Below are 10,562 nucleotides of genomic sequence, written 5' to 3'. Positions count from 1 at the left end.
CCGCTGAGTCAAGGCCGAAGCGTTACCTAACATGACACTCCGAGGCGAACGTTGGAACAGGCGGAAATTCAGCCGATGATCGACCTGCGACGGTTTGCCGATCGCGAACACCTGCTGCTGGCATCTTATGCGATGCATAGCCGGGACAGCGAAGGCCGTATTCACGACGAACCCATCCACGCGTACCGCGGCCCATTTGCCCGTGACCGAGATCGGATCCTGCACAGCAGCGCGTTCCGACGATTGAGCGGCAAGATGCAGGTCTTCACCGGCGAGATGGGCATCTATCACCGCACTCGTTTGACGCACACGTTCGAAGTCGCATCGGTGGCCCGAACGATCGCACGCGTCCTGCGATTGAACGAAGACCTGACGGAGGCCCTGGCCTTGATGCACGACGTCGGGCACCCGCCGTTTGGTCATTGTGGCGAAGACGTGCTTAGCGAAGCCATGGAATCGGTCGGCGGGTTTTCTCACAACGGTTTCGCGTTGGTGATCGTGACCGAACTGGAACAACGGTACAGCCGATTCGACGGACTGAACCTTTCGCGAGAAACATTGGCCGGCCAAGATACACGAGCGCACAAGGCCGAAGCCGCCATCGGGCGGGCGCCAATTCTTGAAGTCCAGATCGTCGACCTCGCCGACTCGATCGCTTATGACGCGCACGACATGGACGATGCGTTACAAATGGGATTGCTGTCGATCGACGAGTTGTCGGAATTGGCCGTCGTTCAACGGGCGTTGGAATCGGTTCGAGACAAACACGGCATGCTGCCGACGACACAACTTCGGCAACTGCTGGTTCACGAATTGATTGACCTGCAAGTCAGCGACTTGCTGCAAGTTGCAATCGATCAGCTTCGACCTTTCGAAGGCCACCGCAGCGGCGAGGTTTGCCAAGCCGGTCTGCGGCTGCGACACAGCGACTTGGTCGGCAGCGAGCGCAGCGAACTCGAAGCGTTCTTGTTCGACGCCGTTTACCGCCACAAACGACTGATTCCCGTTCGCGATGCGGCAGCCGATCGGTTGCGGACATTGTTCCATCTGCTGGTTAAGAAGCCGAGTCGCTTACCACTGCGATTCCGCGTACGTGCCGAACGATCGCCCATCGAAAAAGTCGTGGGCGAATATCTGGCCGGAATGACCGATTCGTTTTGCGACAAACAGTACATCAACGCGACCGCGCACGACGCCGGCCCGCTGGCCGATTGGTAACCGGCGTGCCGACGACCGGCTGATCAACGCGTTTTTTTGCGTAACCTTGCGATGTCGCCCTCGACGGATTCGCGCTGCTTGACCAAGTCGGCAAGGCTATCGCGTTCGGATTGAACGACCTCCTCGGGCGCTCGCGACACAAAGCTCTCGTTGTTCAGCTTCTGTTGCTTTCCGGTGATCTGTTTGATCAGGTTGGCGTGCAGTTTTTCCAGTCTCGCCAGCTCCGCTTCGACATCGATGAACTTTTCCAAGTCGACGTGTACGTCGATATCGATCGAGGGAATCGACAGCGGCCCATCGGTCTCGAAAGGCTTCGCATCGGGGCTGATCTCGACGACTTCGGCGCCGGCCAGACCTTCCAAGTACGTCCGCATCGGCAACAACCGCGCCGTCGACGACTCGCTGCAGCGAATCGCGACCGGCAACGTTTCTCGGGGCGCGATGTTTTGGCTGGCGCGGATCTTCCGAATCGCACCGACGACTTCTTGAAACTCGGCGAACTGTTGTTCGATCGATTCGTCATGGTGATCGGCGATCACTTCGGGCCACGCCGACGTCATCACAAACGGACCGGCCTTGGTCGTCTGCGTCAAACCGCGTTCCGGCGCCAGCTCGTTCAGGTATCCCCAGATCGATTCCGTCACAAACGGCATCGTCGGGTGCAACAATCGCAATAGCGTGTCCAGTCCGTACGCCATCACCGATTGGGTCAGCGCCCGTTGTTCATCATCGGCCAATCGTGGCTTCGCGATTTCGACATAGAAGCTGCAGAACTCATCCCACGCGAAGTCGTAGAGTACCCGCGTCACATCGGCGAATTTATACGACTCGATGCCTTCGGTGACTTGCGACGTGACGGTCGACAATCGGCTTAGCAACCATCGGTCTTCCAGCGGCAGCTTGTCGACATCGATCGCTTGCGGCTTGTAACCATCCAGGTTCATCATCACGAACCGGGCCGCGTTCCACAATTTGTTGACAAAGTTGCGCGCCGTTTCGAATCGTTCGCTGACGACGGCGCCCTTGGGCAACGCCTTGTCGGCTTCCGTTTCGGCCCACTGCGTCGAAAACTCGGCTTTACATGCCGGGCAAGCCATTTTGGGCAGCGATCGATTCTTCTTCGTTTGGTCGATCAGTTTTTCGCACGCCGGACATTCGTACTGGACCGGCATCCGCACGTCTTGCGTGTCCGTTGCCAAGCGAGCCAGCCCGTAACGCAGAGCATCGGGTCCGAACTTGTCAACGATGTCGTTCGGGTCGACGCCGTTGCCCTTACTCTTGGACATCGTCTCGCCCAATCCGTCCAAGATCTTCGGGTGGATGAAGACTTCCTTGAACGGAACCACGCCAAGATTGTTCCAGCTCATCAACACCATCCGCGCGACCCAAAGCGTGATGATGTCGCGCGACGTGATCAGCGTGCTGGTGGGATAGAAGTAGCTCAGTTCCTCGGTGGCTTCGGGCCAGCCCAAGGTGCCGTGCGGCCACAGCGCCGACGAGAACCAGGTGTCCAGAACATCGGGGTCACGTTCTAGCCCGAGCGCTTCGATCTTCGATTCACGATCGTCGCCTTCGCTCATCAAGCAAACGAAGATTCCGTGCGTCCCGTCCTCGGCGGTATCGACTTGGTGACTGGCCGTATCAACGCCCTTGCCAATGACTTCGTCGACTTTGGCAACGATGTCCTTCAGTTCGGCGTCCGACAATCCGGTTTTGGACCAGATCGGAATCTGGTGTCCCCACCACAATTGCCGGCTGACGGGCCAGTCACGTTTTTCGCTCAACCAGTCGAGGTAGCTCTTACGATACCGCGTGGGGAAAATCTTGACGTCTTCGTCACGCACCAATGTCATTGCCGATTCGGCCAGTTCGTCCATTTTGACAAACCATTGGTCGGCCAAGTAAGGCTCGATGGGCGTCTTGCTGCGGTCGCTGTGCGGCAGTTCGATGTCACGATCTTCGATGTCGCCCAGCAATTTCAATTCGTCGAGTGCTTCGACCACGGCGACGCGAGCCTTGGGAATCGTCAGCCCTTCGTAAGCACCAGCTTCTGCGTTCAGCGTTCCGTCCGGGTTCAAAATATTGATCATCGGCAGCCCGACTCGCTTTCCGACTTCGTAATCGTTTGGGTCGTGCGCGGGCGTGATCTTCACGCATCCGGTCCCCAGTTCGGGCTTGGCCCAGATGTCGGCCACCAACGGGATCGGCCGATCGACAAGCGGCAGCATCAGCATGCGTCCGTCGGCGGCCATGTCGCGCAATTGGATCAACCCTGGCAACATCGTCTTGCGACGCGACTCCAGTTCATCGATTTGTTTTTGCACCAACGGTTCTTCTTTGGGCGTTGCCTCGGCGAGCTTCGCCTGCAACTCGGCCGCGACCTTATCGAACGCTCTTTCCGGGTCGGGGTGTATGGCCACCGCAGTATCGCCCAACATTGTTTCCGGTCGGGTCGTGGCAATTTCGACACGCGTGGGTTCACCGGCCTTGGGATCAATGACGGGATAAAAGAAGTGATAGAAGTGACCTTTTTGCGTCACATTCTCCACTTCGTCGTTCGATACGGCCGTCTGCAAAAACGTGTCCCAATTGACCAGCCGCTTGCCACGATAGATCAGTTGCTTACCGAATAGGTCGAAGAACGTGGCGCGAACGGCTGCGGCGCAGCGATCGTCGAGCGTGAACCGGACACGTTCCCAATCGCAACTGCACCCCATCCGTTTGAGTTGCCCGAGGATGCGTTTTTCGTATTGATCTTTCCAGGCCCAGATGCGTTTGACCAGTTCTTCGCGACCCAAGTCATGGCGGGTCAGATTTTCGTTCTCCTTCAGCCGTCGTTCGACGACGGCCTGGGTCGCGATGCCTGCGTGGTCGGTGCCGGGCATCCACAATGCTTCATAGCCCTGCATGCGTTTGGTGCGGATGACCATGTCTTGCAGGGTATTGTTCAGCCCGTGTCCCAAGTGCAGCGCGCCGGTGACGTTGGGCGGCGGGATCACGATCGTGAAGGGCTTTTTATTCGGATTCACTTCCGCGTGGGCGCACTTTGCAAGATCCCATTGGGCCGCAATTCGCTCGGCCGCGTCGGCATGTTCAAATCGAGTCGGGATCGTCGAGTCGTCGTTCATCGGGCGAGATAGGTTTTAGGGTTTAGGTATTGGGTATTGGGAGAACTCGGAATCGGAGAGCAAAGCCGAGCTCCTAAACACTGTTGGCTGATCGCTCTTTGTGCAGCTTGTACTCGACCGCATCGGTCAGCGCCTGCCAACTGGCCGCGATGATGTTGTCACTGACACCGATCGTGCCCCAGGTTTCTTTCGTGTCGCCGCTTTCGATGTTGACGCGAATCGCCGCAGCGGTTCCGGCACCCGAATCGACCACGCGCACCTTGTAGTCGATCAACTTCATGTCGTGCAAGCAAGGGAACGCACCGGAGAGAGCCTTGCGAAGTCCCGCATCGAGCGCGTTGACCGGCCCGTGCCCTTCCGCCGCGTCGAACCACAATTCCTCGCCGACTTTCAACTTGATGATCGCTTCGGCGAATACTCCGCCACTGGACGAGTCGCGATCACCGGCGACGATGCGGTACTTGATCGGTTCAAAGTGGGGCGTGAACGTGTTGGACAGTTTCTTGATCAACAAGTCGAACGATGCGCCCGCGTTTTCGAACTGGTAGCCCTGGTTTTCCAACCGCACGACTTCGGACAAAATCTTGTCCATCAATTCACGGTCGTCTTGGATATTGTGCTTCGTCGCAACGGCAACGATGTTGCTGCGGCCCGACAATTCGCTGACCAGGATCCGGCGTTCGTTGCCGACCAGGGCCGGGTCGATGTGTTCGTACGTCTTCGCGGCTTTGTTGATCGCATGAACGTGCATACCGCCCTTATGCGCGAATGCACTTTGGCCGACGAACGGTTGGCCGCCCCGCCATTGCAGGTTGGCAGTTTCGTAAACATACCGGCTCAATTCGGTCAGGTGCTTCATGTCGCGACCGCCGAGCACTTGGTAGCCCTTCTTTTTCAGCGCCAAGTTGGCCATCACGGAAATCAAATCCGCGTTGCCACATCGTTCGCCGATGCCGTTGATCGTGCCCTGAACTTGGCTGGCGCCGGCATCGACGGCGGCCAGTGAATTGGCGACTGCAAGTTCGCCATCGTTGTGGGTGTGAATGCCGACGCGAACTTCGTAATCGCGTGTGCCATCGATGGCCGCGCGGGTGACTTCGGCGACTTGCTCGGGAAGCGTTCCACCGTTTGTGTCACACAGCACCAAATACTTCGCCCCGGCCGACGCGGCAGCACGCAACGTTTCGATGGCGTATTCGGGGTTCGCTTTGTAGCCGTCAAAGAAGTGTTCGGCGTCGTAGATCACTTCGGCGCCGCGGCCAAGAAATTCGGCACTCTCGCCGATCATCGCCAAGTTTTCTTCTAGCGTGACGTTCAATACGTCGGTCGCGTGGTAATCCCACGTCTTGCCGACCAAAGTGATGCAAGGCGTTTCGGCGGCGACCAGCGCCTTCATGCCCGGATCATCGGCCGCTTTCATCGCACGACGACGCGTCATTCCGAAGGCACAAATCTTCGAGTCGCCCAGATTGTCTTTTCGAATTTGCTTGAAGAACGCGACGTCTTTCTCGTTCGACAGCGGGTAGCCACCTTCGATGAAGTTGATGCCGATTTCGGCCAATCGACGGGCGATGTTCAGTTTGTCCTGCAGCGAAAACGAAACACCCTCGCCCTGCGAACCGTCGCGAAGGGTCGTGTCGTAGATCTGGATCGGTCGATCAGTCATGGAATACTTCGAAAGGGCAGATAACGAAAAAACCCCCGAACCCATGGAGGCCTCGGGGGTAGATTAGGGTCGTCTATCAGTGTCGAAAGCATACGGACCAGGGTTTTCGTGTCAATCGCAGTCCCTTTTCCCGACTCGGCGCGGCCGACGGGGGATCACCGGATCTCGTGCAATTCGACTTTGAAGTGAAGCGTCGCGTTGGGCGGAATTCCGGGCCGCCCGCTGGGGCCGTAGCCGAGATCCGAGGGCACTTCTAGCTCGATCATGCCGCCTTCTTTGACGTATTGCAGGCCTTCGGTCCAGCCGGCAACGACCTGATCCAGCCCAAACTCGGCCGGCTCACTGCGGTCGTACGACGAATCGAAAAACTGGCCGCTGTCGAGCCATCCGGCATAGTCGACCTTCACGCGGGAGTTCGCGGTGGGTTGTTTTCCCGAGCCTTTCCGCAGCATTCGGTACTTCAGCCCCGATTCGGTCGTCGTGAATTCGGTCTCCGCATCCGCATCAACTTCGTTGGGACCGCGTCGTGGTCCGCTACAAGAGACGGCCGACAAGCATGCCAGGGCAGCGATACAGAGCATGAACCGGCGAGTGAGCAGAGAAATTGGGTTTTGCATGGGTTTTGTTTTAAGGAAATTTCGCAAGGAGTAGGAAAACACGCCCGTTTTCTAATTCACCGAGTAAGGATTGTCGCTTGGGGGGGTGTTAGGCCGGGGAATACCCAGCGACGGATCAGTTGCAGGGGCGCGGCGGTCGCGTCCGGTCACAATCGCCGCAACCAGAAAGCCCGTCGCGACCATGGCCAACACCTGAAAGACGACGTTTTGCCACGCAAACACGGTCCCGTATGAGTCAACGCTGATCACCTTGGCCAACACCATGGGGCTGAACGTAACGATGACCGTCAGCAACAACTGCATGCCGAAGCCGATCATCGCATACGTCTTGGCTCCCGTCCCGTCTTTGACCTTCGCGACAATATAAAAGATAACGCCGATCGTAAAGAAGAAGGTAAGGCACGTCGTGATCATGTAGATCCAACTGATCGATAAAACATTCACATTAGGGACCCGGTGGTTGCGTTCGGAATGGGCGGGCGACACGTTATATCTATCTTAAGCTAACCGCACGAATGAGTTGCCGCTTGGTGTTTGTCTCGTAACGTATTTTCCCACAGGCCTTTCAACGCATGTACTTGGCGACCGAGTTTCTGTTTTACGCCGGCTTGATCCTGGTGGGGTCGGGTTTGGCGTGGTTGTTGGCGACCGTCGTGTTGCGACGGTGGAGTCGCACGCAGTTTCCGTTGATGATGATCGGACTTGGCGTGATCGCGATCGCGACGCCGGCGATTTACACGCGCATTGGCGACGTCGATTTGGGTCCGCGAATCGCACTCGTTCAGGGCGAAAAGCACATCACATTGACTGGATGGGACGGCGAGAGCTACGCCGTTTTGGGCAACCATCCCGAAACGATCGTGCTGCAAATGGCGAACGCGGACGTCACCGACCAAACGCTCGGCTATTTGTCTTCGATGGCGAACCTGCGAGAATTGGACTTGAACGACTCGTCCGTGACCGACGGGGGAATGGCGGAACTTTCGAAATTGACGGGGCTGCAAACGTTGCGACTGCGAGCCACCAAGATTACGGACGAGGGGCTGGAACGACACTTGTCACGCTTGCCCGACCTGCGACGCTTGGACTTGCGAGAAACCACGGTGTCCGACGAAGCGATCGAAAAATGGAAAGCGGCTGGTGAAGGCCGCCGCGTGTTCCGGTAGCCGCAGAGAACCCTCATGCACTCGACTCAAAAAACCAACATGCTCGACGCCAAAGCCAAACACAACCGACACCACGCACACTATCTGGCCACGGCATGCGACTTGGCGTACCTGGGGCCCGAAGATGCGACAAAGCAGTTTCGCCGACAATTGGGTTTGGTCGGCGAATTGGTCAGCATCGATAACACGCAGGCCTTCGTGGGCGAGAACGACGGTTCCATCGTCGTCGCGTTCCGAGGGTCCCAGTCGCCGACGTCCATCGATGGCGTCAAAGATTGGCTGCTGACCAACGCACGGAATTTTCTGGTGCTGCCCGAAGGCCGCATCGGAACCGACTTTGCCGCCGCCGGTGTCGGAGCCCGTTTTCATCGCGGGTTCCTGGAAGCGTTGGCCGAGATCTGGGCGCCGCTGTATGACCGGATCGATGAAGTCTTTGGACGACGCGAACGCCCATTGTGGGTGACCGGGCACAGTCTCGGTGGCGCGCTGGCGCTGTTGTGCGCGTGGCGGTTGCATCAACAATTCATTCCCGTTCACCAAGTCGTTACCTTCGGCGCACCGATGATCGGTAACCAAGCGGCGGCCGACGCGTTTGCTCGCGAGTTTCCACGGCGAATCTATCGCTACGTCGATGCCGGTGACTTGGTGCCGCGGCTGCCGATGATGAGTCTGCTTAGCAACGACTACAACCACTGCGAAACCGAAATCGTGGTCGGTAAGTCGTCGCTGGTCAAAGCCGCCGAAGTGATTTCGAATGTCGCCACCGCCACGGCCAATGCGACGATCGACAGTGCGATGGAGGGCGTGATCAGTCCGACGATCGCCGACGCGATCTGGGGCGAGTTGTCCAAGGGGATGCCGTCGCACTTGATGCACAATTATTTGGCTCGCTTGAACGACGGAGACGTCGCGTGATTTCGTTTCGCCGCACCTTCATCGCCGTTCTTGCCTGGTTGTCGTTTGCTTCGATGGTGGATGCCCAAATGATCGTTGCCCATCGAGGCGCGTCGCATGATGCGCCTGAAAATACGCTGTCGGCTTTTCGGTTGGCCTGGCAACAGAACGCCGACGGCATCGAAGGCGATTTCTATTTGACGGCCGACGACCACATCGTCTGCATTCACGATGCGGATACGCGACGAACGGCGGGCGTCAAAAAACCGGTCGAAACATCGACGCTTGCCGAGCTTCGTTCGCTGGAATACGGACGATGGAAAAACGCGTCGTTCGACGGTGAACCGATCCCCACGCTGGACGACGTGATCGAAACCGTACCCGACGGAAAAACGATCGTGATCGAGCTAAAATCGGACGCGTCGATCGTGCCGCGACTGATCGAAACGATCGACCGTTTTCAAAACGAGCCGATCCGATTTTTGGTGATCGCGTTTGACGCCGATACCGTCGCCATGATCAAGAAGCAACGGCCAAAACAAAGAGTCCATTGGTTGACCGGTTTCAAGCAGTCGACTCCATCGGCTCCGTTCCACCCCACCGCCGACGAAATCGTCAGCACCATTTCGCGGATCGGAGCCGATGGCGTCGGGATGCAAGCCAACCGAGACGTTATCGATGCGGCTTTCGTCGCGACGATGAAGCAAGGCGGATGCGGCGAGTTCCATGTTTGGACGGTCGACGCGGTGGCCGACGCCAAATACTTCGCCGACTTGGGCAGCATCGGCATCACCACCAACGTCCCCGCCGTGATCGGCGAGGGGTTGCGCTAGTTCGCTTCGCGTCACGCGTTCTCAGTCGTTCGCTTCCACTTCGACTGGGAAAACTCGCTTGGGCCACCACGCACCCTCACGACGCGTCACGATTCCGCGAATCTGTCCACCTTCGGTGACCGCTGCGATTTCGGCATCGGGATCCACACTTTCGTCGACGTCGTTGACGATCGAAATCGACAGCCCATGGCCGAGCCGCGTCGATTCCGATTCGTTGACGGCGACTTGCGGCATGTGCGAAATCGCCATCGACGGTGGCAGCAACATCGGTTCGATGTCGTCTTCGCGAAGCCGTTCGATCGATACCGATTTGGTGTGAACGAAACTTCCCACTCCTTCGCGTCGCAGATGGGCCATCACGGCGGTCGAGCCCACCGCCAAACCCAAATCCAACCCGATCGTCCGAATGTAGGTGCCACCGCCACAGACGACGTCGACGTCGACTTCGGGAAAGCTGTAATTCAGGATCTGCATCGAGTAGACATTGACCATTCGAGTCGGCATTTCGACGACTTCACCGGCGCGCACGCGTTCATGGGCCCGCTTGCCATCAATCCAAATCGCCGAATGGGCTGGCGGAGTCTGCTGGATCTGGCCGACCATCGTGGCGGCGGCTGAATTCAATTGGCCGGCCGTGGGGACGGGCAGGTCCGGGTGCAATTGAACTCCATCTTCCAAGTCGCCCGATTCGCTCGATTGCCCCAACAAAAACTTCGCGCGATAGTGCTTGGGCTGCTGCTGGACGTAGGGCACCAATCGCACGGCGCGGCCGACACCCATCACCAGCACGCCTTCGGCAAGTGGGTCGAGCGTGCCGGCGTGGCCGACTTTGACTTTCGCGCCGTCGTCGGTACGTAGTCCCTTGAGTCGTCTCTGGACGACGTTTACAGCGTCGCGCGACGTCATGCCGGGCGGCTTATAACAGTTGATGAATCCGAACAATGTCGTCTGAAATGCGTCGGGGTGTTGCGGGCGGGACAGTCGGGATAGCTTTACAAAAATCAAGCCGGACCAGTACCCCGCCAAACCGAAAGACATGA

The 10,562-nt window shown here is 58.0% G+C and carries 9 protein-coding genes; 4 read left to right on the top strand and 5 right to left on the bottom strand.

The annotated features are described in order from the left end of the window. Positions 1-75 precede the first annotated feature (75 nt). Entirely contained in the window at positions 76-1,218 is a 1,143-nt protein-coding gene (gene dgt / locus Poly51_RS03135; RefSeq protein ID WP_146454118.1) for a dGTP triphosphohydrolase, read from the top strand. Positions 1,219-1,241: 23 nt separating this feature from the next. Here the strand turns inward: dgt and Poly51_RS03130 are convergent, their stop codons facing one another. The 4 genes from Poly51_RS03130 to Poly51_RS03115 form a co-directional block, all read right to left on the bottom strand. Then, entirely contained in the window at positions 1,242-4,346 is a 3,105-nt protein-coding gene (locus Poly51_RS03130) for a valine--tRNA ligase (RefSeq protein WP_146454115.1), read from the bottom strand. Positions 4,347-4,419: 73 nt separating this feature from the next. Further along, positions 4,420-6,012 carry a citramalate synthase gene (cimA, locus tag Poly51_RS03125; protein ID WP_146454112.1) on the bottom strand — a complete coding sequence of 531 codons (1,593 nt, stop codon included), beginning with the start codon at positions 6,010-6,012 and terminating at the stop codon, positions 4,420-4,422. Between the two features lie 155 nt (positions 6,013-6,167). After that, positions 6,168-6,629: an FKBP-type peptidyl-prolyl cis-trans isomerase gene (locus Poly51_RS03120; protein ID WP_146454110.1), complete on the bottom strand. Its 462-nt coding sequence runs from the start codon at positions 6,627-6,629 to the stop codon at positions 6,168-6,170. Positions 6,630-6,680: 51 nt separating this feature from the next. Further along, the gene (locus tag Poly51_RS03115; protein ID WP_146454108.1) at positions 6,681-7,073 is read right to left on the bottom strand and encodes a hypothetical protein; all 393 of its coding nucleotides are present in this window, start codon (positions 7,071-7,073) and stop codon (positions 6,681-6,683) included. Between the two features lie 128 nt (positions 7,074-7,201). On the opposite strand from Poly51_RS03115, the gene Poly51_RS03110 reads away from it, so the two are divergent. The 3 genes from Poly51_RS03110 to Poly51_RS03100 are packed head-to-tail and all read left to right on the top strand — an operon-like array spanning position 7,202 to position 9,522. After that, the gene (locus tag Poly51_RS03110; RefSeq protein ID WP_146454106.1) at positions 7,202-7,795 is read left to right on the top strand and encodes a hypothetical protein; all 594 of its coding nucleotides are present in this window, start codon (positions 7,202-7,204) and stop codon (positions 7,793-7,795) included. A 15-nt stretch (positions 7,796-7,810) separates the two neighbouring features. After that, on the top strand, positions 7,811-8,710 hold the full coding sequence (locus Poly51_RS03105; RefSeq protein WP_222435777.1) for a lipase family protein: 900 nt from the start codon (positions 7,811-7,813) through the stop codon (positions 8,708-8,710). Then, positions 8,707-9,522, top strand: coding sequence for a glycerophosphodiester phosphodiesterase (locus Poly51_RS03100; protein WP_146454104.1), 816 nt, complete (start codon positions 8,707-8,709; stop codon positions 9,520-9,522). Before Poly51_RS03105 ends, Poly51_RS03100 begins: the two co-directional genes overlap by 4 nt. A gap of 21 nt (positions 9,523-9,543) precedes the next feature. Here Poly51_RS03100 and truB read toward each other — a convergent pair whose 3' ends face one another. Beyond that, on the bottom strand, positions 9,544-10,560 hold the full coding sequence (gene truB, locus Poly51_RS03095; protein WP_146454102.1) for a tRNA pseudouridine(55) synthase TruB: 1,017 nt from the start codon (positions 10,558-10,560) through the stop codon (positions 9,544-9,546). Positions 10,561-10,562: the final 2 nt, after the last annotated feature.

It is taken from the genome of Rubripirellula tenax (genome assembly GCF_007860125.1).
Classification (GTDB): Bacteria; Planctomycetota; Planctomycetia; order Pirellulales; family Pirellulaceae; genus Rubripirellula; species Rubripirellula tenax.
The sequence above is the reverse complement of the archived record's forward strand: the minus strand, read 5'-3'. Positions and strand labels throughout refer to the sequence as shown.